Consider the following 26,438-nt stretch of genomic DNA (forward strand, 5'->3'; position numbering starts at 1 on the left):
CGAAGCGGATGTTCAGCCATCAAAGGAAATGTCGATGCCCGTTGAACGTTTGGTTGCCGCCCGCTGTGCCGATCCCTTCTCCCATCTAGGCCTGCTGGCCAATCCGGATGGGCCAGGCCTGAAACTCACCGCCTGGTTGCCCGATGCACTCGAGGTCCGGGTCAGGGATCTCAAGTCAGGCAAGATAGTTGCCACCCTGACCGCCGCTGACGAAGCGGGCCTCTTTGAAACTGTTTTCACCCGCCGCAAGAATCCCTTCCCCTACCAGCTCATCGCGACCTACGCCGACGCCAGTGCCGACATCATCGACCCCTATCAGTTCCAGGCTGCCGCCTGGGAAGGGTTGGCGGAACTCACCTGGCAACCGGAAAACCTCTACCACACCCTCGGCGCCCAGTTGCGCACCGTGACGCACCTCGGCCAGCAGGTGGAAGGGGTCCGTTTTGCGGTCTATGCGCCGAGCGCCACGGCGGTGAGCCTCATCGGCGATTTCAACTTCTGGGATGGCCGCCGTCACCCCATGCAGCGCAGCCAGTGCGGCCACTGGGTGCTGTTCGTGCCGGGGCTCAAGGCCGGGGATCGCTACAAGTTCGAACTGAAGGACCCGGCGGGCAATCGCCTGCCCCACAAGAGCGACCCGGTGGGCTTCTACAGCGAGCAGTACCCCTCGTTCGCCTCCGTGGTCTATGACCATGGCCAGTACCAGTGGCAGGACGCCGCCTGGCGCGAGAGTCAGCTCAATGACAAGCGCGAGCAGCCCCTTTCCATCTACGAGCTGCACGTGGGTTCCTGGAAGCGTCACTCCAACGGCGACAGCCTGAGCTGGCGCGAGCTGGCGGTGGAACTGGTGGATTACATCAAGGAGATGGAGTACACCCACATCGAGCTGCTGCCGGTCTCCGAGCACCCCTTCAGCGGCTCCTGGGGCTACCAGCCGGTGGGCATGTTCTCCCCCACCAGTCGCTACGGCACGGCCGACGATTTCAAATACTTCGTGGATCAGTGCCACCAGGCGGGGATCGGCGTGATTCTGGATTGGGTGCCCGCCCACTTCCCGTCCGATGCCCACGGCCTGGCCCGCTTCGACGGCACGCCGCTCTACGAGTACGAGGATCCGCGCCGTGGCTGGCACCCGGACTGGAACTCCTACATCTATGACTTCGGTCGCGACACCGTGCGCCAGTTCCTGGTGGCCAGCGCCCTGTTCTGGCTCGACAAGTTCCACATCGACGGCCTGCGGGTAGATGCGGTCGCCTCCATGCTCTATCTGGATTACTCCCGCAACGCCGGTGAGTGGGTGCCCAACGTCGATGGCGGCAACCACAACTACGAGGCGATCAGCCTCTTGAAGTGGACCAACGAGGAGGTGTACGGCAAGTACCCCCACGCCATGACCATCGCCGAGGAGTCCACCGCCTTTGCCGGGGTCTCCCGTCCCACCTTCCTCGGTGGCCTGGGGTTTGGCTTCAAGTGGAATATGGGCTGGATGCACGACACCCTCAGCTACATGCAAAAAGAGCCCATTCACCGTCGCTACCACCACAACGACATGACCTTCTCCATGGTGTACCACTATGACGAGAACTTCATTCTGTCCCTCTCCCACGACGAGGTGGTCCACGGCAAGCACTCCCTGCTCTACAAGATGCCGGGGGACGAATGGCAGCAGGCCGCCAACCTGCGCGCCTACATGGGCTTCATGTATGCCCACCCCGGCAAGAAGCTCAACTTCATGGGCACCGAGATCGCCCAGAGCAACGAGTGGAATCATGATGCCCAGCTGCCCTGGCACCTGTTGCAGTACCCCAGGCACGGCGGCCAGCAGCGGCTGATCCGGGATCTCAACCACCTCTATCGTCATGAACCTGCCTTGTATCAGGCGGATTATGAACAGGCCGGTTTCCGCTGGCTGGATCACCAGGACGCGGACAACAGCATCTTCGCCTGGCTGCGGGCCGACAAGCTGGGGGCCCATCCGCTGGTGGTGGCCTGCAACTTCACCCCGGTGCCGCGCATCGGTTACCGTCTCGGGGTGCCGGCTGCCGGTCGCTATCGGGTGGTGCTCAACACCGACAGCGAGCATTACTGGGGCAGCAACTATGATGTGGGTCTGGTCTTCGTCGCCGAGGCGACCCCCTGGCAGGGGATGGCACACAGCCTGGTGCTGGACTTGCCGCCGCTCGCGACCTTGTTCATCAAACAGGAGTCCTGATGTTTGAAATGGAAAACGGGGTAGATCACCCGCTTGGCGCCCGTCTGGACGAGACGGGCTGCCACTTCTGTGTCTGGGCTCCCCAATCGGACAAGGTGGAGCTCTGCCTGTTCGACGACGAGGAGCAGGAGCTGGCGCGTCTCCCCTTGCCCGGTCGGCGCGGCCAGTACTGGTTCGGCCACGTGCGCGGGGTCAAGGCTGGTCAGCGCTATGGCTACCGGGTGCATGGCTCTCCCCAGGAGGGGTTGCTGTTCGACCCGGACAAGCTGCTGATAGACCCCTATGCCCGGGCGCTCAGCCGTCCTACCTACTGGGACGACGCCCTCTACGAGGGGGACAGCGCGGCCATGGTGGGCAAGTCGGTGGTGGTGGACGATGCCTTCGACTGGCAGGGGGTCGGCAAGCCCGGCATCCCGCCGGAGCGGGTCGTGCTCTACGAGACCCACGTCAAAGGGTTCACCCGCCAGCACCCCGGCATCCCCAAGGCGTTGCAGGGCACCTATCTGGGCATCAGCCACCCGCTGATGATCGAGCATCTGCAGGGGCTGGGGGTGACCTCGGTCCAGCTGATGCCGGTGGCGGCCTTCATGTCCGAGCCCAGGCTCGAGCAGCTGGGGCTCACCAACTACTGGGGCTACAACCCCATCGCCTTCTTCGCGCCCGAACCGCGCTACGGGGCGAAGGATGCGGTGACCGAGTTCAAGACCATGGTGCGCGAGCTGCACCGGGCGGGACTCGAGGTGATCCTGGATGTGGTCTACAACCACACCGCGGAGTCGGGCTTCGACGGCCCCATGCTCTCCCTCAAGGGGTTTGACAACGCGGGCTACTACGCCTTCGAGTCGGGTGCCCACGGTCTGGATTACCATCGCCACGCCAACGTCACCGGCTGCGGCAACAGCGTCAATCTGGATCACCCCAACACCCTGCGGCTGGTGCTCGATGCCCTGCGCTACTGGGTCACCGAGATGCAGGTGGACGGTTTCCGCTTCGATCTGGCGGTCACCCTGGCGCGGGAAGCGGGGGAGTTCGATCCCATGAGCGCCTTCTTCAAGGCCATGATGGCGGATCCCGTGCTGGCGCGGGTCAGGCTCATCGCCGAACCCTGGGACATCGGCCCCTTCGGCTATCGTCTCGGCCAGTTTCCGAGCCAGTGGCTGGAGATCAACGATCGTTACCGCGACACGGTGCGCGCCTTCTGGCGCGGGGATGCGGGCAAGATGGGGGATTTTGCCACCCGTCTGGTGGGCTCGCGGGATCTCTTCCCGAAGAACTGGCGCTCCCCCCACACCAGCGTCAACTACCTCTGCTATCACGACGGCTTCACCCTCGAGGACCTGGTCTCCTACAACCAGCGCCACAACCAGGCCAACGGCGAGGACAACCGGGACGGCCACGGCAACAACCTCTCCAGCAACCACGGGGTGGAGGGGCCGACCCTGGACCCGCGCATCAACAACCTGCGCCAGCAGCAGAAGCGCAACCTCATCGCCACCCTGCTGCTGTCACAGGGGACGCCCCACTTTCTGGCCGGGGACGAGATGGGCCGCAGCCAGCTCGGCAACAACAACGCCTACTGTCAGGACAACCAGATAAGCTGGGTGAACTGGCAACTGCGCCCGGAGGACGAGCGGCTGCTCGCCTTCACCCGCCAGATGATGGCGCTGCGGGCGGAGTCCGGGGTCTTCTCCAACCTGCAACTGAGCGACGACGGCTGGAACGGCAAGGCGACCAGCTGTCACCAGGTGAACTGGTATCACCCGGACGGCCATCAGCTCACCGATCAGGACTGGCACGCCCCCATGGGGCAGGCGTTTGCCATGGACATCGGCATGATTGGCTGCTCCGGGGAGCGCTGGTACGTGCTGTTCAACGCCAGCGACTATGACATCCAGTTCCGCCTGCCGCCGCCGGGGGAGGGCATGGAGTGGATCCAGACCATCGACACCGCCACCAACGACGGCCTGCCCTTCCTGCCGGACGACATCAAGCGGCAGGTGGCGGTGGGGCGTGCCCACTCCCTCAAGCTGCTGGAGCGGGTCGCCCTGCCGGCGGCGGTGCTGGCGAGCGAAGGGGTGGTGGCAGCGGATGTTGTCGCCGTGTTGCCAACGGGATCACAGTTCCCGCTGGCGGGGTAGAGCCAGGCGCCCTGACTGGGTATGCTGGGCACCGTTATCAGTGGTGAGGAGCCGGAATGAGCAGTAACAACCCTGAACAGTGGCGCGACAAGCTGAGTGCAGAGCAGTTCCACATCTGCTGGGAGAAAGGGACCGAGCGTCCCTACAGCGGTGCCCTGCTGCACAACCGCAAGAGCGGCGATTACCACTGCGTCTGCTGCAAGCAGGTGCTGTTCCACTCAGCAGCCAAGTTCGACGCGGGCTGCGGCTGGCCCTCGTTCGACCGGGCCATCGAGGGGACGGTGACCTACACCGAGGACAACAGCCACGGCATGAAGCGGGTGGAGATCACCTGCAGCCAGTGCGGCTCCCACCTCGGCCACGTCTTTCCCGACGGGCCGACCGAGACCGGCCAGCGCTACTGCGTCAACAGCCTGAGCCTGGATTTCGAGCCCGACGCCTGATCCCCGACACGACCAGCGGCGCCTCCCTTCGGAGGCGCCGCTTTTTTATCTCCCCCTGTCAGGTGCCGGGCTATGCCAGCGGCAGGTAGATGTCGGTGACCAGCTCATGGGTGGGCACCTCGTGTACAAAGTTGTGGTAGTGGAAGAAGAGTGGAAAATCCCGCAGCTCTTCGCCGCTGGCGGGCAGCCAGTCGCGGTAGAGCGCCCGGGCACAGTCGGCCAGGAGGTCGTGGGAGCCGTGGTGGCGTACCACGGCGCAGCGCCCGGCCGGGATGAGGGCATTCTTCACGCCCCACTCATTGTCCTCGGCGACGGGGGCCTCGACGCTGCCACAGAGGGTAAAGCGAAACGCCGCACCCTCCGTCGTGGCGGGGTCGTCCGGCGCCAGGCCATAGGTCCGGCTGGTGGCGACCGGGGAGTCGCCCGTGGCCTTGCGCCACTGGATGAAGCGCGCCGCGGTGTCGTTGATGCGCTCGGGCAGGCCCTGATGGGTCAGGGCGGCGACGGCGGTCTGCGGGAACTGGATGATGTCGACTCGCATGGGGTCAATCCTCTTTGTGGGGGGCCGTGGCAGGCAGCGATGCCAGCTGGCCCAGTCCGGGTGCTGCCTGAACTGGCTGGGCGTCAGGCCGAACGTCTGCTTGAAGGCGCGACTGAAAGATTCGCCATGCTGGAAGCCGGCATCGAGGGCGATATCAGTCACCTTGTCCAGAGGCGCGAATGCCAACCGGTAAGAGGCCCGCTTCAGCCGCAGCAGCTGGATGTAACGCCCCAGCGGCACGCCGCAGTAAGCGGCAAATTGCCGATGAAAGTGAAAGGGCGAAAAGTGCGCCACGGCGCTGAGCCGCTCCAGCGACAGGTCGTCGTCGAGATGGCGCTCGATGTGCTCTGTCACCGTTTGAAAGCGTCGGCGGTAGGCCTCTGTCTGGTTGTGATCCATGGTCTCTCCTCTGTGCTGCCCACTATCGGCCAACGGGCCCGAGCTGTCCTGACGGATCTTGCTCTCTTTGCCTCCCCTCGGGGATAAGAGCCATGACCGCCAGCCCGGCGGGCGCTGCCTGACTTGTCGCGGGTTCGTCAGGCCAGCAGCAGGGCGGCCCCCGTCAGCAGGGCGGCGAGGGGCAGAACGGGGAGCCGTGGCACCCGCAGCAGGTAGAAGCCGACGGCGGCCAGCGCCAGATCGGTGGGGGAGAGCACGGCGCTCTGCCACACCGGCTGATAGAGGGCCGCCAGCAGCAGCCCCACCACGGCGGCGTTGATGCCGGCCACGGCCCCCGCCAGACGGGGGCGGGCCAGCCAGTGCTGCCAGCAGGGGCCCAGCGCCCAGAGCAGCAAGAAACCCGGCAGGAAGAGCGCCAGGGTCGCCAGCAGCGCCCCGATGAGGGGAGTGGCGGGCAACAGCACGGCGCCCAGGTAGGTGGCCAGGGTGAACATGGGGCCGGGTACCAGCTGGGCCAGGCCGTAGCCGGTCAGGAACTGCTGCTCGCTCAGGTGGTGACCCAGGCTCTCCTGCAACAGGGGCAGCACCACGTGACCACCGCCAAACACCAGGCTGCCTGCCCGGTAAAAGTCGGCCAGCAACTGGCTGACGGGGCCGCTCGCCACCAGGGGCAGGCCGACGAACAGCAGGGCGAACAGCAGCAGGGTCGGCCAGTGAGGCTGGCGATCCGGAGTGGACGCGGGGCCCTGACTCCCCGGGTGCGGCTCGCGCAGGGCACAGAGCAGGGCCGCGCCGAGCAGCATGGCGACCTGGGTCAGAAGACCGGGGGCGCACCAGAGGGCGGCGGCGGTGGCCACCATGACCCCCTGTTGCAGCGCCGTCTTGCAGAACTGGCGGCTCATGGTGAGCACGGCATCCGCCACCACGACGAGCGCCAGCAGCTTGAGGCCGTGCAGGGCGGCGTCCAGCCAGAGGTTGCCCGCAAGCTGACCCAGACCGACGGCGGCCGCCAGCAACAGCAGAAAGGAGGGGAGGGTAAAGCCGACGAAGGCGGCCAGGGCGCCGCCGATGCCGGCACGGTGGCGACCGATGGCAAAGCCGAGCTGGCTGGAGGCCGGACCCGGCAGCAGTTGGCACAGGGCCAGCAACTGGGCGAACTCCGCCTGGTTCAGCCAGCCCAGCCGCTGGACAAAGGTGCGCTGAAAATAGCCGATATGGGCGGCCGGCCCGCCAACACTGATGCACCCCAGCCACAAGAACTGCATGAATACCTGTCCCATCTTCCCCTCCTCGTCATCATCCTGGCCCGGATAATATGACAAAAAAGTGACAGTTTGGTGACGGTACGCCCTCCCGCGCTGCCTGCCATCAACAGGGGCTGGCGGGGTGGCTGGTCGCCTCCGCCAGCTGACGAGAGGTACCGGGGTGACGCGCGGCAGCCTGCCGGTGAGGGTCAGGGGGCAGGTTGTGCCTGGGGCAGGTAGCATTGTCCCGCCAGCCAGCAGGCGATGGACTGGCGACTGGCATCGAAGTGAGGCTCGGGCAGAGTGTGCGGGTCGCACCAGATCCAGCCCTCGCATTTTTCCGGCTCCAGCAGTTGCGGCTCCCCGTCCACCTCTGCCAGCAGGGTGACCGAGATGTAGTGCAGGCCGCTCTCGCGCCAGGTCTCCAGGTTGTTGGTGACGGCGATGACGCGAGGCTGGCGGATGACGAAGCCGGTCTCCTCCGCCACCTCCCGGATGGCTGCCGACTCGAAGGTCTCCCCCAATTCCAGATGACCGCCAGCGATGGACCAGTAGGGGGCATGGCTGCCCTTGCGCTTGCCAAGCAGTACCTGGCCCTGGCCATTGGTGAGAATGACGCCGACACCGACGCGGGGATAGGGGGTAGACATAGGGGAGGCTCCTTGCTGAGACGGCGGGGTGCGCCAGGGAAAACGGGCCCACCTTAGGGGGGATGGGCCCGTTGTGCAAGCCGCCTGTTCAAGGGCGATCGGATGCCGATTTTCCATCGCTTAAATGGATGGGTCTGGCGATATTCTATCTGTTAAATAGATGGGAAATGCCTCCGGATCAGGGCAGTCTGACCAGCATCTTGCCGGTATTGCGGCCCTGGAACAGTCCGATAAAGGCTTGCGGCATGCTGGCCAGCCCCTCGCTGACGGTCTCCTCGGCCTGGAGGGTGCCCGCCTCGAAGGCCGGCATGGCCTCGGCCAGGAACGCCCCGTAGTGTTGCCAGTGATCGGAGACCAGCAGCCCCTGCATCAGGATGCGCTTGCGGATCACCTGGGAGAGGTTGCGCGGGCCGCTGGCCTGGCCGTTGCTGTTGTACTGCTCGATGAGGCCGCACAGCACGATGCGCCCGTGCACCACCAGGTGGTTAAGGGCGGCATCCAGCATGGCGCCCCCCACGTTCTCGAAGTAGACGTGGATGCCTTCGGGGGCGAGGCGGGCCAGCTCGGCGTCGAGATCCGGGGTCTCCCGGTAGTTGATCACCGCATCGGCTCCCAGGGTCTTGAGGTAGGCGACCTTGTCGGCCGAGCCGGTGGAGCCGATGACCCTGGCCCCCGCCTGCTTGGCGAGCTGGACCGCCATGGTGCCGACCGCCCCGGAGGCTGCCGAGACCAGCAGGGTTTCACCGGCCTTCAGGTGTGCCACCTTGTGCAGGCCCGCCCAGGCGGTCATGCCCGGCATGCCGAGGGCGCCGAGGAAGCGCTGGGGCGGCAGGGTGGTGTCGGGCAGGCGGGTGAGCTGGGCGGCGTTTGCCACGAAGGCATCCCGCCAGCCCAGCATGCTGCTCACCTTGTCCCCCACCTTGAAATCGGGGTGGCGCGATGCCTGTACCGTGCCGATGGCGCCGCCGTCGAGGGGGCCGTTGAGGGGGAAGGGAGGAACGTAGCTTTTTGCCTCGCTCATGCGGCCGCGCATGTAGGGGTCCACCGACAGCCACTGGTTGGCGACCTGCACCTCTCCCTCCTGCAGGGCGGGCAGGGGCACGTCCCGGAGGGCGAAGTCCTCCAGGGTGGGGAGACCGGTGGGGCGACGCAGCAGTTGGATTTGATGGCTGATGGCATTCATGGGCATTCTCCGGCAGTGGGGCCGCGCGTCGGGCGGCGGCCTGGTATTTTTGTTTGTGTGCAAACTAAAATCAGGGTAGTCCTGAACACGGGGGCTGGCAACTGTTTTGTGTGCAAACTATTCAGCCCCGAAGTTGATGGGGTATACTGCCCCCTTGTCGTCAGCGAGGTCCTCCATGAGCGAATTGAAAAAGCAGGTCTGTTTTGCCCTCTACAGCGCCTCCAATGCGGTGATGCGTGCCTATCGGCCGCTGCTGGACAAGCTGGATCTCACCTATACCCAGTACCTGGTGATGCTCTCGCTCTGGGCCCGGGACGAGGTCAGCCTCAAGGAGATAGGGCAGGAGACCGGACTGGATGCGGGCACCCTGACCCCCATCGTCAAGCGGCTGGAGAGCAAGGGGTGGCTGACCCGAACCGTCTCCCACGAGGATGAGCGGCAAAAGTGCATCAGTCTGACCGAGGCGGGACGCCAGTTGCAGCAGGAGGTCAGGGAGTGCTGTCTGGCGGACAGCTTGCGCAATCAGGTGGATCTGGCCGATGCTGAGTTGGCCCAGCTCAAGCAGCTTTGCGATCGCGTGGCGGCGCAGCTGGGGCGCTGATCCCTTTCCCCGTCAGGAGTGACCCGATGAAACCCATGCAATCCCTGCTCCCTCTGTTTGCCATCCTGCTGTGCGCCTGCGCCGATACCTCCTATCCCCGTTCCGAGCTGCAGATCGACGATGCCGATGCCTGGCAGGCCATCTGCAAGGACGGGGTCCGGGTGCGGGCGGTCACCGACGAGGGGATCTGTGCGGATCACCGCGGGGTGGCCATGTGGACAAATAAACCAAGGGCTGCACGGATGGCAGAAGAAGCGGCCAAGTAGTGTGACCTGTACGACATAAAATGACATGACCGGCCATGGGGCCGGTTTTTTTCGCGATCTTGCCAGCACTTTGGCACCTTGTTCATGGTGCACTCATTTTTCTCTTCCCATACTGGCCCTCAAGGTAGCAAACCAACAGGAGAGAGAGATGCAATCATCCATCGTCGGGCTCTCCATTCTGTGGGGGCTGGCCAGCTTTGGTGTTCAGGGGGATTTCATCGAGAGCCGTGATACCGCCTCCCCCTCCTGGCAGGCCGAGTCCAGAGTGGAGATGGAAGGGTACTTGATGGAGTCGTTGGGCGCCGATCGCTGGGTGTTCGACAACGGCAGCGAGAGCCTGGAAATATCTCTGCCCAAAGGGCAGTGGGTGTCGACCGGTGAGCGGCTGCGGCTGCGCGGCGAACCCCTGCAGGAGCAGAGCGGCTGGTTGCTGCAGGTGCAGGACGTCAGCCAGGTCGAGGCATGACGAGGCGTCCACCACCTGGCGGCGCGAGGGCGCCCGGGGGCTGTGTTGACCGCGAATGCCCTTGATAGCAGAGACAAGAAGAGGAGGCCCTGGCCTCCTCTTGCTTTTGGTGCATCCCCGGATGCGGGGTGGGTTGTCAGCCCAGGTGGTTGAGGGGCAGGGCGGTCTTGTGCTTGATGCGGCGCAGCACGAAGCTCGAACGCACCCCGGTCACGCCGGAGATGTGGGTCAGCTTGTCCAGCAGGAAGTGCTGGTAGTGCTCCATATCCCGCACCACCACCTTGAGCTGGTAATCCGCATCGTTGCCGGTGATGAGGTCGCACTCCAGCACCTCGGGCAGATCCTTGACGGCGCGATCGAAGTTCTCGAACCGCTCCGGAGTGTGCCTGTCCATGGAGATGTGAATGTAGGCGGTGAGGGTCAGCCCCAGCTGGCGGGCATTGAGCAGGGTGACATGGGTATCGATGAGACCGGCATCCTCCAGCGCCTTGACCCGGCGCGAGCAGGGGGAAGGAGAGAGCCCGACCAGCTCGGCCAGCTCCAGGTTGCTGATGCGGCCATTTTCCTGCATCAGCTCCAGAATATGCCTGTCTATACGATCAAGTTTCAGCATTCTCCGTACCTCTTCGCAATTACTAATCCACTTTTCCTAGATTAAGGGTGAACTATTGCAAAAACAACTGAAAATACCTGCTACTTCACAACCACTCACCGCATCGCGGGGAGTAACATGGTTACATCTTCCGGTGGCAAGACAGGCGCCCGACCAGGCACCTGTGGTGAAGGACCTTACCGGGTCAAGAGCCCCATCAGCCGTTCGACCTTATCGGGAAACAACGGGCTGGAACGAGAGCACCCCCTCCCCGAAGGCAACAAAGCAGGCATCCCGGCGCCTGCTTTGTTGTTTTTGCGTTCCGCCCGCTCAGGGGCGGGGCGGCCGGATGCGATAGAGGCAGCGGCTGTCCCCCTCCAGCAGATACTGCTCCCGCTCCACCTCGGCCGGCGCCAGCAACCGGCGAAACAGCGCCAGCTCGCTGCGGCAAAAGCCCCGACAGGCTCTGGCCGCACTGCAGATGGGGCAGTGACTCTCCCACCACAGCCAGCTGCCGTCCTCCTCCTGCGACATGTCCGCCATATACCCCTCCTGGGTGCGCAGTGCCTTGAGCGTCATCAGCCTGTCTGCCAGCGCCGGCTGGGTCAGCCTGGATTCATAGCGTGCCTGCATCTGCTGCTCCCGCCGCGTGATGAGCTGCTCCATGCCCGCGTCGCCAAACACCTGCCGGATGTCGTCGATCAGCTGCAGGGTCAGATCGCCATGGGTGTCGGGGAAGCGTTGCCAGGCCTGGTCGGTGAGGTGCCACAGGCGCACCGGGCGACCGCGGCCGCGGGCCTCGTCGCTAAACCCCACCCAGCCCTCGGACTCCAGGGCCATCAGGTGCTGGCGCGCCCCCATGGACGTCATCTGCAACTGGTCGCCGAGTTCGGCGGCGCTCTGGGGGCCGCGGGTTTTCAGCAGATAGAGGATCTTGTCGGTACTGGCGTTCATGGGGGCTCCGGTGGTGGGTATCGGTGCGGTGACCGCCTGGATGAGGTCATTATGGGTAGCAGGGCGATTTAAATCAACAATCTGCTTTACTTAATGGACGACCCCTCACAATATAAATAAACCGATGACTTTATTTAATGAGGCGAAGATGGAAGGGATCAAGGGACAGGGGACCCTCTGGGTATTGGTGATGACGGTGACGCTGGCGGTGGCGGGGTTCAGCCTGCCTTCCCCCGTCCTGGCGCCGCTGCTGCTGGATCCGGCCCAGGGCATGTTGACGCCACAGGCGTCGGACTGGAGCCGCAAGGTGTGGCTTGGCGTCATCATGGGGCTCTATCCACTGTTTCAACTGCTGGGGGCCCCCTTGCTTGGCCGCCTCTCCGATCGCCATGGGCGCAAGCCGGTGCTGACCCTCTGTCTGGTGGGGGTGCTGGCGGGGTATGTGCTGATGGCTCTCGGCATCGCCTGGCGTTCCCTGCCGCTCTTGCTGCTGAGCCGGGTGGTGGAGGGCTTCTTCAACGGCGACATCGCCATCGTGCAGGCGATGGCGGCGGACATGAGCACGGCCAGGACCAAGGCCCGCAACTTCGCCCGCATCAACATCGGCATGAACCTGGGCTGGGTGGTGGGTCCCATGATCGGAGGCTATGCGGCCGTGGTCTCGGGAGATTACAGCCTGGCGGCCTGGCTGGCGGTGGGGATGACGGTGATCAACCTGCTGCTGGTGCTCTGGCTGCTGCCCAATCGTCCCCCGGTGCCGGCGACCCGGGATGAGGTTCCTCTCTCGACCCGCCAACTGCTGCTGCAACCTCGTCTCCTGCCCTACTTTGCCCTGACCCTGGCAAGCTATGGGGCGGTACAGCTCTACTTCACCTACTTCAATGTCTGGCTGGTGGAGCGGCTGGCATGGGATCCGGTGCAACTGGCCCAGGCCGCCGTGCTGGTGAGCGTGCCCATGATGCTGGGCTCCTGGATCGGTGAGCAGTTGGCACGGCACTGGCGCGGCAGCTCCCTTGGCATCGTCGGCCACCTGGTGATGGCGGCGGGCATGCTGATGTTCATCCTGCCGACCCAGTGGTGGGGGCTCGCGCTCACCTTCATCCCGGCCGGCATCGGCATGAGTCTGGGGGAGCTGGCCACCTCGGTGGCGGTCTCCAACCGCAGCCATGCCAGCCAGCAGGGGCAGGCGATGGGGCTCTACCGCGGTCTGGCGGTGGGCAGCGAGATCCTGGCGGTGGTGCTGGGCAGCCTGGTGCTGCTGGCGGGGACCGAGTGGCCCTTCTACCTGGCCGGCCTCTGCGGCGTGATCTGTGCCCTCGGTTTCTACGGATTGCGCAGACGGGCGGACAGGCGAAACGCCGTGGCCGGGTGCGCCGAGGCGGGCTGACGAAGGGCGCGGGGATCACAGTTCGGCGACGGGATGGCGGGCCGGACTTGCATCGCGGCGCCGAGTCTGGGACGGTATGGCTCTTTGCTCCGCTGTTCCCGCCCCCCGGCGAGCGCGTCTCCCATCATGGGCCTTGCGATGCCCAGTCCGCATTCCCGGCGGTGAGATGTGTCGTCATGGCACTGGAAACGGGAGGGATGGCGCCGCACCCGTCTCGACATTCTTGGAGGTGATATGAGTCGTTATCAGGCCATTGCATTGGACATGGACGGTACCCTGCTGAACCGGGATCACAAGATCTCGTCCGCTACCCGGGCGGCCCTGGCCCAGGCCCGGGCCCACGACATCAAGGTGCTGCTGGTGACGGGTCGCCACTTCATGACGGCCCGTCCCTTCCACCACGAGCTGGCCCTCGACACCCCCATCATCTGCAGCAACGGTGCCTACCTCTATGATCCGGTGCAGGAGAGGATCCTCGCCGGGGATCCCCTGGCCGTGGCGCCTCTCACCACCCTGCTGGAGGAGGTGCAAGCCCAGCAGATGGGGGCGCTGTTCCACCTGGGGGACGGCATCGGCTACCTGGGCTGCGAGGAGCACGTGGGCCGGATGCGGCGCTGGTCGGCAACCCAGCCGGATCACCTCAAGGTCTCCCTGCTGCCCGCCGAGGATATCGAGTCCTGGTTGCAGTCCCCCATCTGGAAGCTGGAGTTGTTCAACCAGGATCCCGGCCGGTTGCACCGTTTCGTCGGGGAGGTGGTGGAGAGATTGCCCTTCACCCGTGACTGGGCGGCCCCCTATGCGGTGGAGCTGGTGCAGCCAGGTTGCAGCAAGGGCAACCGGCTGGCCCAGTGGGCCGCGAGGGAGGGGATCGCCATGGAGAACCTGGTGGCCTTTGGCGACAACAACAACGACATCAGCATGTTCGAGCAGGTGGGGCTGGCGGTGGCCATGGGCAATGCGGCGCCCCAGATCCAGGCCCATGCAGACCGGGTCACCGCGGATCACAACGAGGATGGCATCGCCCTGGCGTTGCAGCGCTGGGTCCTGCCGGCCTGAGGGGAAAAACAGTCTGCGGCATAAACAGAAAGGGGCCATGTCGGCCCCTTTTTGTCAGCTCCCGAAGGAGAACTGGATCACCCGATCCGGGAAGCGCAGCCGGTTGTAGTCCCGGTATACTCCTTCGTAGTGACGGATGGCGCGCTCGCGCTGGGCACGGTAGTAGTCGCGCTGGCGGCTGTCGCTCTCGCCCCGGATCTGCTGATCCAGCTGGTGGATGCTCCGCTCGGTGCGCTCCAGCTCCTGCTGCAATTCGCCGAGGCGCTGCTCCAGCAGGTACTCCTTGCGGCCGCGCTCGAACTGGGTGAGGAAGCTGGTGTCGTTGGGGCAGACCCCCAGGTATTCGCTCCCCTCCCGTCCCTTGCTGTAGGCAAGCTCGGGGATGCAATAGAGCTCCAGCCCCTTGGCGTAGCCGCGCTGCCACTCCGCCTCATCCACCTTGAGGCCGTACTCCCCGCAGGTCTTCTGATAGTCGCGGGTGGCGCTCCGGGTCTTGCCCTGCTCCCCGTCCTGATAGCCTTGGTTGTACCAGCTCATGGCACGGCACTCCTCCTCCGAGAGGGAACTGCACCCGGCGAGCAGGAAGGGAAGGGTCAACAACAGGATCTTGGGGGACATGAGGGGGCTCCGACAGCAAAGGGGGTGGGGCATTCTAGAAGAGGAGGCCCGTCCGGGACAAGCACCGGGCGAGGGGGCCGTATCATGATGTTTTTATCAGTATTTTCAAGCCGTTGTAGACGGGCTTCCGGCAGCCTTTTCTTGCCCGGGGAGGCAGGGTAAACTGCGCCTACTTTTAACTGGCATGTAACATAAAAACAATGAAAGTCCTGACCGTCGATTATCGCTCCCCCGATGCGGCCGAGCGCTTCACCGAATCCCTGCGCACCACCGGCTTCGGGGTGCTGACTCACCACCCCATCCCGAAGGAGCTGGTGCAGTCCATCTATGACAACTGGTATCGCTTCTTCATGAGCGAACAGAAGCAGGATTTCCTGTTCAATCGCGAGACCCAGGACGGCTACTTCCCGCCCTCGGTGTCCGAGGTGGCCAAGGGCCACAGCCAGAAGGACATCAAGGAGTACTTCCACATCTATCCCTGGGGCCAGATGCCGGCAGAGCTGAAAGAGCAGGCGATGGAGTACTACCGCCTGGCCAACGATCTGGCCGCCGAGCTGCTGGGCTGGGTGGAGCAACACACCCCGGGCGACATCGCCGCCCATTACAGCTGCCCGCTCTCCTCCATGATCGAAGAGAGCCACAAGACCTTGCTGCGGGTGCTGCACTACCCGCCCTTCGACGGCACCGAGGAGCCGGGTGCCATCCGCGCCGCCGCCCATGAAGACATCAACCTGCTGACCATTCTGCCCGCCTCCAACGAGCCGGGCCTGCAGGTGAAAGGTTCAGACGGGGAGTGGATGGATGTGCCCTGCGATTTCGGCACCCTCATCATCAACATCGGTGACATGCTGCAGGAGGCCTCCCGCGGCTATTACCCCTCCACCACCCACAGGGTCATCAACCCGACCGGGGACAGTGCCGCCAAGTCCCGCATCTCCTTGCCGCTCTTCCTGCACCCCCGTCCGGATGTGGTGCTCTCGGAGCGTCACACCGCCCACAGCTATCTGATGGAGCGGCTGCGGGAGCTGGGGGTGATCTAATCCCGCCAGACCCGGGCAGACAACAAACCGGAGCATCCCCGCTCCGGTTTTTATTTTGTGGCACGATTGGTTGGTTATCCGAATTTTATTGGTTAATGATGCTAAAAACTAAGTTTTATATCGGATATACGCCGAGTGATTGCGCGCCCGCGGGCGTACTCTGAGCGCCATTTCGGGCCTCGCTGGCAGGCCCTTCCCGTGGAGTTCTTATGAAGCAGTCCCAATGGTCATCCCGGCTCGGTTACATCCTGGCCGCCGCAGGTTCCGCGGTCGGTCTCGGCGCCATCTGGAAGTTCCCCTATGTCACCGCCGCCAACGGTGGCGGCGCCTTCCTGCTGGTCTTTCTGCTGTTCAGCTTCACCCTGGGGGTGGCGGTGCTGATGGGGGAGACCCTGATCGGCAGCCTGACCCGGCGCGGGGTGGTGGGAGCCTTTGGTGAACTGATGGGCAGGCGCTGGCGCTGGGTCGGTGCCATGGGTTTGCTGTGCAGCCTGCTCATCTTCTGTTTCTACAGCGTGGTGGGCGGCTGGACCCTGGGGTACACGGGCATGGCCCTGGCGGGGGAGCTGCAACAGGGGGACGGCGCGGCACTGACCGCCCGTTTCAACGACTACGTCGGTGATCCGTTCTGGCCGGTGCTGACCCACCTGCTGTTTGCCGGCTTGACCTGGTGGTTCGTGCGGGGCGGCGTGCAACAAGGGGTGGAGCGCACCCTGCGCTGGATGATGCCGGCCCTCTTCATCATGATCCTGCTGCTGGTGGCCTTCGGCCTCACCCTGCCGGGCGCCATGGCCGGGGTGCGCCACTTCCTGATGCCCGATTTCAGCAAGCTCGGCATGTCGGGTGTGCTGGACGCCATGGGGCTGGCCTTTTTCTCCCTCTCCATCGGCCTTGGCATCCACACCACCTATGGCGCCTACCTGCCTTCCAGCGAAGGGGTCGGTCGCTCCAGCCTCTGGGTAGTGCTGTTGGCGAGCGTCATCGCCGTGCTGGCGGGCCTGATGATCTTCCCGGTACTGGCGGCGACCGGTATTGACCCGGCCTCGGGCCCGGGCCTCACCTTCATGACCATGCCGGCGGTGTTCCAGCAACTGCCCTTCGGCCAGGGGCTGGCGGTGGTGTTCTTCTCCCTGCTGGTGGTGGCGGCGCTCTCCTCCTCCATCTCCCTGCTGGAGCACTTGCAGTGCTTCCTGTGCGAGAGCCTGGGCTGGTCCCGCCGCACGGCGTGCAACCTGGTCATTGCCCTGGTGATGGCGGGTGGCATCCCGGTGAGCCTGTCGTTCGGTCCCTGGGCCACCCTGACCCTGTTTGGCAAGAACATCTTCGAGTTGCTGGACTTCATCACCTCCAACCTGATGATGCCCCTGTTCGGGCTGGCCCTGACGCTGCTGCTGGGCTGGCGGCTCGGTCGCCAGGCGCTGCCCGAAGGGCTGGCTCCCCACTGGCGGGCACTGCTGATGGGCTGCTGGCGCTGGCTGGCTCCCCTGCTCATTGGTGGCATTCTGGTGCGCGGCCTGGTGTAGGGAGGGTTGGTCATCTGTGCCACTCCCCGGCCGGGCTGGCAGGGGAGTGGGGTGGCAGGATTGACTCTTTATAAAAATCTGTTAATTAAAAATAAATAGAGTAACGGTCTGTAATTTCGATATTTTGTTTTGGTTAAATCTGTTTTTGGTTCTGTTTTAGACTATTTCCTGTCAACTTCTCTTGCCATGGTTTAGGCTGTGGCTCCTTTTTACCGTGCAGGCGTCGCCCTCCCATGTCACCCCTTATCGCTCTCTGTGGCCGATTTAGCCCCTTCCTGGAGAGGTGACCTTGCAGGTGTCGTTTGTCTGACTGTTCATTGCAAAGGTCGCCCTCAGGCGGCCTTTTTTGTTGCGGCGCACACCGCGTCTAGCCATGGAGTATCGAACTGATGTTGTCTTGCCCGGAGGTTGTATGAGCCAGGTTCAGTGGTCTTCCCGTATTGGTCATGTGCTGGCGGCCGCCGGCTCGGCGATCGGCCTTGGCGCCATCTGGAAGTTTCCCTATGTGACAGCCACCAACGGGGGCGGTGCCTTCCTGCTGGTGTTCCTGCTCTTCAGCTTCACCCTGGGGGTCGCGGTGCTGGTGGGGGAGACCCTGCTCGGCAGCCGCAGCCAGCGCGGCGTGCTCGGCGCCTTCCACAAGTTGGTGGGGCCGAACTGGCGCTGGATGGGTTACATGGGGATCCTGTGTGGCTTCTTCATCTACAGCTTCTACAGCGTGGTGGGGGGCTGGACCGTGGGCTATGCGGCCCTGGCCGTGGGCGGTGAGCTCAACCTGAGTGAGGCGAGCACCCTCACCGCACTCTTTACCGGTTATGTGAGCGATCCCCTCTGGCCGGCCCTCACCCATCTCGTCTTCGCCGGGCTCACCTGGTGGTTCGTGCAGGGAGGGCTGCAACAAGGGGTGGAGCGGGCGCTGCGCTGGATGATGCCGGCCCTGTTCGTGATGATGCTGCTCCTGGTGGTGACCGGGCTCTCCATGCCGGGGGCCATGGCCGGGGTACGCCAGTTCCTGATGCCCGACTTTTCCCACCTGACGGGGCAGGGGGTGCTCGACGCCCTGGGGCTGGCGTTCTTCTCCCTCTCCATTGGCCTCGGGGTACACACCACCTATGGCGCCTACCTGCCGAGCAGTGACGGGGCGCTGCGCTCCGGGGTCTGGGTGGTCACCCTGGCGAGCTGCATCTCGGTGCTGGCGGGGCTGATGATCTTCCCGGTGCTGGCCTCCACCGGCATCGATCCTGCCGCCGGCCCCGGCCTCACCTTCATGACCATGCCGGCGGTGTTCAACCACCTGCCGTTCGGTCAGGGGCTGGCGGTGATCTTCTTCCTGCTGCTGCTGGTGGCGGCGCTCTCCTCCTCCATCTCCATGCTGGAGCACCTGGTGCGCTTCACCACCGAGGAGTGGGGCTGGTCGCGCCGCAATGCCTGCCGGGTGCTGACCCTGCTCATCATGGCCTGCGGCATTCCGGTCAGTCTGTCATTCGGGCCCTGGGCGGACTACACCCTGTTTGGCAAAACCCTGTTCGATCTGCTGGATTACCTCACCTCCAACCTGATGATGCCCCTGTTCGGTCTGGTGCTGACCCTGCTGCTTGGCTGGAAGCTGGGGGACAGTATTGTGCCTGCGGATCTCTCGCCGCTGATGCGTGGTGCGCTGCTCTGGTGCTGGCGGCTGGTCGCCCCCCTGCTGATCGCGGGGATCCTGGTGCGGGGCTTGTTGTAACACACCTGCCAGGGCGGCATGCACCTGCCAGGGCGGCATGCACCTGCCAGGGCGGCATGCACCGCCCTGGATGGCTATAGGCCCTGATGGGGACCGAGGGGCGGCAGTTTGGGGGCCAGGTGAGATCTCACCTGTTGCAGGGTTTCCCGATAGGCGTTCCCATGGTGTTCCAGGAAGGCGGCACTGTGGTTGAGACGCTGCTCCAGCCTGTCCACCAGGCGGGCCACCGCCGGGGCCGCCATGCCAGCGGGCCAGCACTGGGTCAGCAATACCAGCAGTTGCCAGGCATCCCCCGCCTGGGCCGGGAATCGCTCCTGCAGGGTCAGAGCGCTCTGCACGGCGAGCTGGAGCTGACCCGTGGTCATGGCCCGTTGCCGCTCCTCGCGCAGCTGGGTCAGCTGCTGCTCCCGCTGCGCCAGTTGCCGCGCCAGATCGTCGACCACCTGCAAAATGAGCCCCTGCAACAGCGGGGTCTGTGCCACCGGCCCCTGATACTGGCCGAGCTGGGCCAGATAACGCTGGGCATGGTGGGGAAGCCCGCAGAACTGGCTGACGGCCACCCCGAGCAGCTGGTTGAGGTGATTGTCCCGCGCCGCCTCCGGCGGGTGCTTGGCCAGCAGCATCAAGGCGCCATCGAATCGATAATCCAGACCCAGCATCAGGGCGCGCAGCAGCCCCTCCTCGTGGGCACGCAGGGTCACGGCCTGCTGACCGAGCTCCTCCAGAGCCTGCTGCAGCCCATGAACTCTGGCCTCTCCCGGTGGATGCCAGAGCACCGCCAGGGTCGCATCCAGCAGGCAGCGTTCAACGGAGTGGCGAAACGTCTGTTTGGGGAAGTAGCGCAGGATGAAATCGCTGGCCTGCGCCAGCACCTGACCTTCATCCCTTCGCAGCAAGGCCAGCAAAATGGCCACCTGGCGCCACTGCGGCTGCCAGGGGCAGCGGTGCAGCAAGCCTGACAAGGTTTCCCAGGCCGGATCCCACTGCGCCTCGTGCAGTTGGCAGGCGAGAACCAGCGCCTGATGGATGACGGGGGGCAGTCGCTCCCGGTTGCGGGCCAGATCCTTGTGGGCGCTCTCCACCCGGTTCAGCCCGAGCAGAGCCTGGTTCAGTCCCTGGCGTGGCCACCAGGCATCGTGCTCCGTGGTGCAGATGGCGTAGTGCTGGGCGGCCTGCACCCGTTCCCCGGCTTGCAGCAGCATGTAGCCCTTTACCCTGTCCATCTGTGCTTCCAGCCCCTTGTGGCTGGCGTGCCGGTAAAGCAGATCCTCGCACTGGGCGCAGGCGCTGCGCCACTCCCTGAGCGCCATGGGGGTGGCCAGGGGGCGGGTCACCGTGGTCAGTGCCAGCAGCGCTTGCAGGCTGTGCGCCAGCTGCTCCGTGGTGAAGGGCACGGCCAGACGCAGGGCGAAATAGAGGTCGGAGGGGGGGAACTGGCCGGTGTCCTCGTCCTGCTCCAGCAGCAGGAGCACGCAGCCGGGCGCGAGCAGGCCCAGGTGGTGTGCTTCATGCAGCAGCCTGACTCCCTCGTGGGCCTGGTGGTGATACTGGCGGCAAAGAATGGCATCGAAGGCGTGCTGGCGCAGCAGGGCGGGCAGGCTTGCAATCTCTTTGCAGTGGAACAGCTCGGTGGGGGGCAGCCCCAGATCACTCAGTCCCTGGGTGAGGGTCGAGCCCATCATGGCATCGTCTTCGATGAGGAGGATCTGCATCTTTGACGCTCCTTCGCCGGTCGGGGGTGGCGAGGTTGGATTCAAAGTTAGCCTCCACTCTCCCGCGAGAGCCAGAGGGGGTCAATACCCCACCTGGGTCAGGGATGGCTCAGTGCCGGCCTTGGGCGGGGCAAAGATAGCATCACTGAAGGCCGGGCCCCCTGGCCGAGAAGGGGCAGTCCCGCTGGGGGACACGCAGCTCCCCGGCTCCCGCCTTTCCCTGCCAGGTGAGCTCGAGCTGGCCCAGGCGCCCGAGGCGGCGCAGCTCGAACTCGTAGCGCAGGCAGGGGTTGTCGGTGGGCAGCCGTGTCATCCCGGCGGGCAGCCGGTAGTCGTAGCGCAGCTGGGGGCCATCTTGCAGTCGGCTCTGCACGGGCACCAGCCCCTCCGCCGTCGGTGCGGGGGCCTTGAGATAGCGGCGCAGCGCCACCGGGGCGTCGATGGCTTTTTGATAGTGAAGGCCGTTCATGGCTGCCAACTCCTCCTCCAGCCGCGTCAGCTCCCCCTCCAGTCCGCTCAGGGCGGCGCCAAGCTGTTGATGGGCCGGGGAGGCGCAGCCTCCCAGCAGCAGGGTTGTGATCAGCAGGGCGGGACGGGCGGCAGACATGAAGGCTCCTCGGGTGCCAGGGTCAATGACTATAGCAGGGGATTGGTGGGCGGCGTGCCCCTCAGCAGCCCGGCGAGGCGCTCCAGCCCTTCGGCGACGCGGGCGTCGGTGGCGGGCTGGCTCAGGCTGAGGCGTACTCCCTGCGGGGCGGCAAACTGGCCGGCGGCGAAGTGTTCTCCGCTGGCGACCCCCACGTCAAGGGCGTTGGCGGCCTCCGCAAACTCCTGGCTGCGCCAGGGCTCGGGCAGCGGCAGCCAGGCGTGCATGGACCCCGCCTGCCAGCGCGCTCCCGGCAGCAGGTGGCGCAGTAGCTCACCCCGGCGCGCCAGGATTTTTCGCTGGTGTTCGATGAGCGGCATGATCTGGCGCTGGCTCACCAGCTTGCAGGCCAGTTCGATGAGCAGCGGACTCACCATCCAGCTCGACAGCCGCATCGCCTGGGCGAAGCCGTTGCGAAGGGCGGGAGGGGACAACACGAAGCCGACCCGCAGGCCGCCGCAGGCGATCTTGGCGAGACTGCCAAGGTAGATGACCCGCTCCGGTGCCAGGTTGACCAGGGGAGGGATCGCACTTTCGGGCAGCAGGCCGTTGACGTCATCCTCGACGATCAGCAGATCGTGGCGACGGGCGATGGCGACGATGGCGTCGCGCCGCGCCAGGCTCATGGTGGCCGTGGTGGGGTTTTGCAGGGTGGGGGTGAGGTAGAGCAGCTTGGCCCGGCGGGTACGGCACGCGGCATCCAGCGCCTCTGGCAGCAGTCCCTCCTCATCCATCGCCAGCCCCACCACCTGATTCTTGAGCTGGCGTGCATTACCCAGCATGCCGGGGTAGCTCAGTCCCTCGCAAAACAGGGTCTCTCCCACGCAGCCGGTGGCCAGCAGGGCCAGCATGATGCCGTGCTGGGCACCATGGCTGAACAGCAGGCGATCTTCGCTCGCCGTGATGCCCTGCTCGGCGAGCCAGTCGACGAACAGCTGGCGCTGTGCGGGGCGTCCGGCCTCCTTGTCATAACCGAGCAGGCCGTTGAGATCCCCCTGCGCCAGATCGGTGAGCAGGGGCCTGATGATGGCGCCCCTGTCCAGCTGGACCGGGAGGTTCTGCCACAACTCGATGCGCTGGCTGTCTTCATTGCGGATCACCCATTCGTTGGCGGGATCCGCCGCTCCCCTGACCCAGGTGCCGTGCCCGACCCGGGCCGCCAGCAGGCCCCGTCGCTCCGCCTCGGTGTAGGCGCGGGTGACGGTGCCCACGGTGACCCCCAGCTTGTCTGCCAGAGCCCTGTGGGTCGGCAGCCGGGTCTCGGGTGAGAGGGTGCCGGTGGCGATGGCCTGCTCGATGGCTTTGACCAGTTTGAGGTAGAGGGGCCCCTCGAAAGGGGTGAGGTCGGGCGTCCAGATTGTCATGGTGACAATAAATCCATTGATCCAAGATTGTCCGCAATATAGCGTGATTATCAGTCTTTACACAACCAACAAGCACACATTGTATCGGTACAATGTGGCGAGAAAGGAGTCTCCCCATGACCATCGAATGGTATGCCACCCTGTTTGGCTTCGCCCTGCTCACCTGCGGCACGCCCGGGCCGAACAACCTGATGTTGACGGCGTCCGGCGCCAACTTCGGCGTGCGGCGCACCCTGCCCCATCTCATCGGGGTGGCGGTGGGCCAGCCTGTGTTGCAACTGGTGCTGGCGCTCGGCTTCTATCCGCTGTTCGAGCGCTGGCCCCTGCTCAAGCTGAGCCTGCAGGTGCTGGGCAGCCTCTACCTGCTCTGGCTGGCGTGGCGCATCGCGGTGGCAGGCGCCCCCGGAGATCCCGCCAGCCGTGCCCGCCCCTTGACTCTGCTTGAAGGATTGGGCTTCCAGTTCCTCAATCCCAAGGCGTGGATGATGGGGATCTCGGCCATCAGTCTGTTCAGCCTGCCGGGGAGCGACTACTGGCCGAGCATGTGGGGCATCATGAGTGTCTTCCCCATGGCGGGGTTCCCGGTCTGCTTCGCCTGGGTGATGTTTGGCCATCAGCTCAGTCGCTGGATCAACTCGGACAAGGGGTGGCGTCGTCTCAACGGCAGCCTGGGTGCCTTGACCGCCCTGTGCGTGGTGATGCTCTGGTATTAACAGCGTCTTGATTATTCATGCAAAGAAAATGCATTGCTGACCTTGTCGTCAGGGCGTCGGCTCTGCATATTAGGAGGCTTGCCGTATCTGAACGAGGTTGAGATGGATCTGAACTGGTTGCTCCCCCTGGCGGGCTTTGCCCTTATCACCTGTGGCACGCCGGGCCCCAACAACATGCTGCTCACCAGTGCCGGGGCCGCCCAGGGGTTTCGCCGCTCCGTGCCTCTGCTGGTGGGGGTGGTGGGGGGCATCAACCTGATGATCCTGGCCACGGCCCTGGGGCTTGGGGTGGTGTTCGAGCGTCTGCCCCTGCTGCACGACGGCCTCAAGCTGGTGGGGTCGGCCTACCTGCTCTGGCTGGCCTGGAAGGTGGCCAACGCCAGTGGCCCGGCGGAGGGGAACCGGCCGCTCATCCCGGCCCATCAGGGGGCCATGCTGCAACTGCTCAATCCCAAGGCCTGGATGATGGCGCTCTCCGCCATCAGCGGCTTCACCCTGGCGGGGGAGGCTTACTGGCCGTCCGCAGGCTGGGTGCTCGGCATTTTCTTCGTGACCGGCCTCTATACCGGCGCCTTCTGGGTGCTGTTCGGTGCCCAGGTGCGCCGCCTCATCCGCACCGCCACCGGCTGGCGTCGTTTCAATCTGGGCATGGGGCTCGCCACGGCGGCCTGCGTGCTGATGATCTGGGTTTAGGCCTCGGCCTGAGCCTTTACCGGCTGTCTTGTTGGCCCTTCGGGGCCTTTTTTATTGCCGGGGCGGTGCGATCAAACGCGCCCCCTGAGGGATTGCAGCATTGGTTTGCACCATCGGGTTACATAAGGAGATCCCATGAAATGTATCGGTCTGCTGGGTGGCATGAGCTGGGAGTCCACCGTCAGCTATTACCAGGCCCTCAACCGGGGGGTACGCGAGCGGCTCGGCGGTCTGCACTCGGCGCGGGTGCTGCTGAGCAGCGTGGATTTTGCCGGGATAGAGCGGTTGCAGCACGCCGGTGACTGGCCCGCCACCGCCCGTCTGCTGGCGGCCGAGGCCAGGGCCATCCAGGCCGGTGGCGCCGATTTTCTGCTGATCGGGACCAACACCATGCACAAGGTGGCGCCGGAGATCGAGGCCGCCATCGACATTCCCCTGCTCCACATCGCCGATGCCACGGCCCATCGCCTCCAGGCCGACGGGGTGACCCGGGTAGGCTTGCTCGGCACCCGCTTCACCATGGAGCAGGATTTCTACAAGGGGCGGCTCCAGGAGCGCTTCGGGCTGGAGGTGCTGGTGCCTGATGACGCTGCACGGGAGCGGGTGCACCGCATCATCTATGACGAGCTCTGCCTCGGCGATATTCGCGAGTCGTCTCAGGCCGAGTATCTGGCCATCATCGCCGATCTGGCACAGACCGGTGCCCAGGCGGTGATCCTGGGTTGCACCGAGATCGCCCTGCTGGTGGGGGCGTGCCAGGCCGCCGTGCCTCTCTATGACACCACCGCCATCCACGCCGAAGCCGCGGTGACGCTGGCCCTTGCCTGATGTGGTGCGGGCGGGGTGAGGGGGCGCCCCTCTCGGCGCCCCGCCTGTTTTTTCCTCCTTTCATAACTGTGAGTCAGCCTTCATTTCAGCAGGGCTGAAGCCGTTTTTATTGTCAATCGGCTCACATTTCCTCTTTTTGTCTCTTGAGTCCGGGGCATCAGACGCCTAGTTTTCGATCACTGAAACGATTCAGCTTTCACAAAAACAAGAGACACGAGGATAAATCCATGTTGAAGAAACTCTCCATTGCCGTGCTGCTCGCCCTGGGCGCCACCGCGGGTCACGCCGCCGAATTTCTGCTGACCGACTCCCAGCAAGGGCTGGATGTGGGTGACTGGAAGATCACCAGCGAGAAGCTCGGTATCAAGAGCCCGGTTCCCTTCACCATCGAGAAGAAACGCCTGCACGGCGGCCGCCAGGAAGGGGTGGATCTGCTCATCGTCGACAACGGCGTCATGAAGATCACCCTGGTGCCGACCCGCGGCATGGGGATCAAGGAGGTCAAGGCGGCGGATCTGCGCCTCGGCTGGGATTCACCGGTCAAGGAGGTGGTCAATCCCGCCTTCATCGATCTCGAGAGCCGTGGCGGCCTCGGCTGGCTCGACGGCTTCAACGAGATGCTGGTGCGCTGCGGCTACGAGTGGACGGGTCATCCCGGGGTGGATGACGACGGCCGCCTCAAGAGCCTGCATGGCCGGGTGCAGAACATTCCCGCCTCCGTGGTCAGCGTGACCGTGGACGAAGAGCCGCCCTATGCCATCCACGTGCTGGGCCGGGTGGACGAGCGCACCTTCAAGATGAGCGAACTGGTCACCTGGACCCAGCTGAGCGTGGTGCCCGGTCAGGCGGAGTTTGCCCTGCAGGACAAGCTGACCAACCACGCGGACTACGAGAACGAGTACCAGATCATCTATCACGGCAACTTCGGGGCCCCCATTCTGGAGGAGGGAGCCAGGGTGAGCACGCCGGTGAAGCAGATCTCCCCGTTCAATGACTACGCCAAGGCCGGACTCAAGGGCTGGCAAACCTATCTGGGGCCCACCAAGGGCTTCGACGAGATGGTGTTCAACCTGGTGCCCTACAGCGACGCCGACGGCAATACCCTGGCAGTGCTGAACAACCGGGCCGGCAACGCCGGAGTGGCGGTGGGCTACAACACCAGACAGCTGCCGGTGCTGACCCTGTGGAAGAACACCGACACCCGGGCCCAGGGCTATGTGACCGGCATCGAACCCGGTACCAGCTATGCCTACAGCACCAAGTACCAGCGCCCGCTCGGGCTGGTCCCCAAGATCCAGCCGGGGGAGACCAAGACCTTCGATCTGACCTATCGCCTGCTGCAAAATGCCGACGAGGTGAAGCAGGCCCTGGCCCAGGTGGAGAAGATCCAGGGCGGTCGGGCCACCGAGCTGCGCGCGCAACCCCTGGTCAAGCTGCCATAAG

Annotated in this window: 25 protein-coding genes; 15 read left to right on the forward strand and 10 right to left on the reverse strand. The window is 64.8% G+C overall.

Annotated elements, in window-relative coordinates; translation table 11 throughout:
* Positions 1-34: 34 nt before the first annotated feature.
* The 3 genes from glgB to msrB are packed head-to-tail and all read left to right on the forward strand — an operon-like array spanning position 35 to position 4,793.
* Positions 35-2,212, forward strand: a complete 2,178-nt coding sequence (gene glgB / locus C2U47_RS13935; protein ID WP_049635938.1) for a 1,4-alpha-glucan branching protein GlgB — start codon at positions 35-37, stop codon at positions 2,210-2,212.
* Positions 2,212-4,350 (forward strand): glycogen debranching protein GlgX, encoded by a 2,139-nt coding sequence (gene glgX / locus C2U47_RS13940; RefSeq protein ID WP_049635937.1) that lies wholly within the window; start codon positions 2,212-2,214, stop codon positions 4,348-4,350. Before glgB ends, glgX begins: the two co-directional genes overlap by 1 nt.
* Positions 4,351-4,406: 56 nt before the next feature.
* Positions 4,407-4,793, forward strand: a complete 387-nt coding sequence (msrB, locus tag C2U47_RS13945; protein ID WP_049635936.1) for a peptide-methionine (R)-S-oxide reductase MsrB — start codon at positions 4,407-4,409, stop codon at positions 4,791-4,793.
* A 70-nt stretch (positions 4,794-4,863) separates the two neighbouring features.
* On the opposite strand, the gene C2U47_RS13950 is transcribed toward msrB, so the two are convergent.
* The 4 genes from C2U47_RS13950 to C2U47_RS13965 form a co-directional block, all read right to left on the reverse strand.
* Positions 4,864-5,733 carry an AraC family transcriptional regulator gene (locus C2U47_RS13950; protein ID WP_053288131.1) on the reverse strand — a complete coding sequence of 290 codons (870 nt, stop codon included), beginning with the start codon at positions 5,731-5,733 and terminating at the stop codon, positions 4,864-4,866.
* Positions 5,734-5,870: 137 nt separating this feature from the next.
* Positions 5,871-7,013 (reverse strand): chromate efflux transporter, encoded by a 1,143-nt coding sequence (chrA, locus tag C2U47_RS13955; protein WP_049635934.1) that lies wholly within the window; start codon positions 7,011-7,013, stop codon positions 5,871-5,873.
* Between the two features lie 173 nt (positions 7,014-7,186).
* On the reverse strand, positions 7,187-7,627 hold the full coding sequence (locus tag C2U47_RS13960) for a nucleotide triphosphate diphosphatase NUDT15 (protein ID WP_039039391.1): 441 nt from the start codon (positions 7,625-7,627) through the stop codon (positions 7,187-7,189).
* A gap of 178 nt (positions 7,628-7,805) precedes the next feature.
* On the reverse strand, positions 7,806-8,810 hold the full coding sequence (locus C2U47_RS13965) for an NADP-dependent oxidoreductase (protein WP_049635933.1): 1,005 nt from the start codon (positions 8,808-8,810) through the stop codon (positions 7,806-7,808).
* Positions 8,811-8,985: 175 nt separating this feature from the next.
* Here C2U47_RS13965 and C2U47_RS13970 point away from each other — a divergent pair, with 175 nt between their 5' ends.
* From C2U47_RS13970 to C2U47_RS13980, 3 genes are all read left to right on the forward strand, one after another.
* Positions 8,986-9,411, forward strand: a complete 426-nt coding sequence (locus C2U47_RS13970) for a MarR family winged helix-turn-helix transcriptional regulator (protein WP_029313694.1) — start codon at positions 8,986-8,988, stop codon at positions 9,409-9,411.
* 35 nt (positions 9,412-9,446) lie between these two features.
* On the forward strand, positions 9,447-9,677 hold the full coding sequence (locus C2U47_RS13975) for a hypothetical protein (RefSeq protein WP_029313696.1): 231 nt from the start codon (positions 9,447-9,449) through the stop codon (positions 9,675-9,677).
* 148 nt (positions 9,678-9,825) lie between these two features.
* Positions 9,826-10,143 carry a hypothetical protein gene (locus C2U47_RS13980; protein ID WP_041211026.1) on the forward strand — a complete coding sequence of 106 codons (318 nt, stop codon included), beginning with the start codon at positions 9,826-9,828 and terminating at the stop codon, positions 10,141-10,143.
* A 136-nt stretch (positions 10,144-10,279) separates the two neighbouring features.
* Here C2U47_RS13980 and C2U47_RS13985 read toward each other — a convergent pair whose 3' ends face one another.
* Both C2U47_RS13985 and C2U47_RS13990 read right to left on the reverse strand, forming a co-directional pair.
* Positions 10,280-10,756, reverse strand: coding sequence for an Lrp/AsnC family transcriptional regulator (locus C2U47_RS13985; protein ID WP_010672894.1), 477 nt, complete (start codon positions 10,754-10,756; stop codon positions 10,280-10,282).
* A 309-nt stretch (positions 10,757-11,065) separates the two neighbouring features.
* Complete coding sequence (locus C2U47_RS13990; RefSeq protein WP_041214535.1) at positions 11,066-11,689, reverse strand: helix-turn-helix transcriptional regulator; 624 nt, start codon at positions 11,687-11,689, stop codon at positions 11,066-11,068.
* Between the two features lie 148 nt (positions 11,690-11,837).
* On the opposite strand from C2U47_RS13990, the gene C2U47_RS13995 reads away from it, so the two are divergent.
* Together C2U47_RS13995 and C2U47_RS14000 are read left to right on the forward strand one after the other, a co-directional pair.
* A complete protein-coding gene (locus C2U47_RS13995; protein WP_049635932.1) occupies positions 11,838-13,076 on the forward strand; it encodes an MFS transporter in 1,239 nt (412 codons plus the stop codon).
* Between the two features lie 234 nt (positions 13,077-13,310).
* Positions 13,311-14,132: a Cof-type HAD-IIB family hydrolase gene (locus C2U47_RS14000; protein ID WP_049635931.1), complete on the forward strand. Its 822-nt coding sequence runs from the start codon at positions 13,311-13,313 to the stop codon at positions 14,130-14,132.
* Positions 14,133-14,186: 54 nt separating this feature from the next.
* On the opposite strand, the gene C2U47_RS14005 is transcribed toward C2U47_RS14000, so the two are convergent.
* Positions 14,187-14,750 carry a DUF2799 domain-containing protein gene (locus tag C2U47_RS14005; RefSeq protein ID WP_010672898.1) on the reverse strand — a complete coding sequence of 188 codons (564 nt, stop codon included), beginning with the start codon at positions 14,748-14,750 and terminating at the stop codon, positions 14,187-14,189.
* 200 nt (positions 14,751-14,950) lie between these two features.
* Here C2U47_RS14005 and C2U47_RS14010 point away from each other — a divergent pair, with 200 nt between their 5' ends.
* The 3 genes from C2U47_RS14010 (at position 14,951) to C2U47_RS14020 (ending at position 19,039) form a co-directional block, all read left to right on the forward strand.
* Entirely contained in the window at positions 14,951-15,790 is an 840-nt protein-coding gene (locus tag C2U47_RS14010; RefSeq protein WP_069784926.1) for an isopenicillin N synthase family dioxygenase, read from the forward strand.
* A gap of 209 nt (positions 15,791-15,999) precedes the next feature.
* Positions 16,000-17,313, forward strand: coding sequence for a sodium-dependent transporter (locus C2U47_RS14015; protein ID WP_049635930.1), 1,314 nt, complete (start codon positions 16,000-16,002; stop codon positions 17,311-17,313).
* A gap of 412 nt (positions 17,314-17,725) precedes the next feature.
* Positions 17,726-19,039 carry a sodium-dependent transporter gene (locus tag C2U47_RS14020; RefSeq protein ID WP_041211033.1) on the forward strand — a complete coding sequence of 438 codons (1,314 nt, stop codon included), beginning with the start codon at positions 17,726-17,728 and terminating at the stop codon, positions 19,037-19,039.
* A gap of 74 nt (positions 19,040-19,113) precedes the next feature.
* Here C2U47_RS14020 and C2U47_RS14025 read toward each other — a convergent pair whose 3' ends face one another.
* From C2U47_RS14025 to C2U47_RS14035, 3 genes are all read right to left on the reverse strand, one after another.
* Complete coding sequence (locus tag C2U47_RS14025; RefSeq protein ID WP_049635929.1) at positions 19,114-20,751, reverse strand: hypothetical protein; 1,638 nt, start codon at positions 20,749-20,751, stop codon at positions 19,114-19,116.
* A 142-nt stretch (positions 20,752-20,893) separates the two neighbouring features.
* Positions 20,894-21,358 (reverse strand): hypothetical protein, encoded by a 465-nt coding sequence (locus C2U47_RS14030; RefSeq protein WP_049635928.1) that lies wholly within the window; start codon positions 21,356-21,358, stop codon positions 20,894-20,896.
* A 29-nt stretch (positions 21,359-21,387) separates the two neighbouring features.
* Positions 21,388-22,761 carry an aminotransferase-like domain-containing protein gene (locus tag C2U47_RS14035; RefSeq protein ID WP_049635927.1) on the reverse strand — a complete coding sequence of 458 codons (1,374 nt, stop codon included), beginning with the start codon at positions 22,759-22,761 and terminating at the stop codon, positions 21,388-21,390.
* A gap of 116 nt (positions 22,762-22,877) precedes the next feature.
* Here C2U47_RS14035 and C2U47_RS14040 point away from each other — a divergent pair, with 116 nt between their 5' ends.
* From C2U47_RS14040 to C2U47_RS14055, 4 genes are all read left to right on the forward strand, one after another.
* Positions 22,878-23,474 (forward strand): LysE family translocator, encoded by a 597-nt coding sequence (locus C2U47_RS14040; protein WP_039039402.1) that lies wholly within the window; start codon positions 22,878-22,880, stop codon positions 23,472-23,474.
* Between the two features lie 102 nt (positions 23,475-23,576).
* Positions 23,577-24,167 (forward strand): LysE family translocator, encoded by a 591-nt coding sequence (locus tag C2U47_RS14045; RefSeq protein WP_010672906.1) that lies wholly within the window; start codon positions 23,577-23,579, stop codon positions 24,165-24,167.
* Positions 24,168-24,302: 135 nt separating this feature from the next.
* Complete coding sequence (locus C2U47_RS14050; protein WP_043155387.1) at positions 24,303-24,995, forward strand: aspartate/glutamate racemase family protein; 693 nt, start codon at positions 24,303-24,305, stop codon at positions 24,993-24,995.
* Between the two features lie 227 nt (positions 24,996-25,222).
* Positions 25,223-26,437, forward strand: a complete 1,215-nt coding sequence (locus C2U47_RS14055; RefSeq protein WP_049635926.1) for an aldose 1-epimerase family protein — start codon at positions 25,223-25,225, stop codon at positions 26,435-26,437.
* Position 26,438: the final 1 nt, after the last annotated feature.

The organism is Aeromonas sp. ASNIH7, assembly GCF_002903485.1.
GTDB lineage: Bacteria > Pseudomonadota > Gammaproteobacteria > Enterobacterales > Aeromonadaceae > Aeromonas > Aeromonas caviae.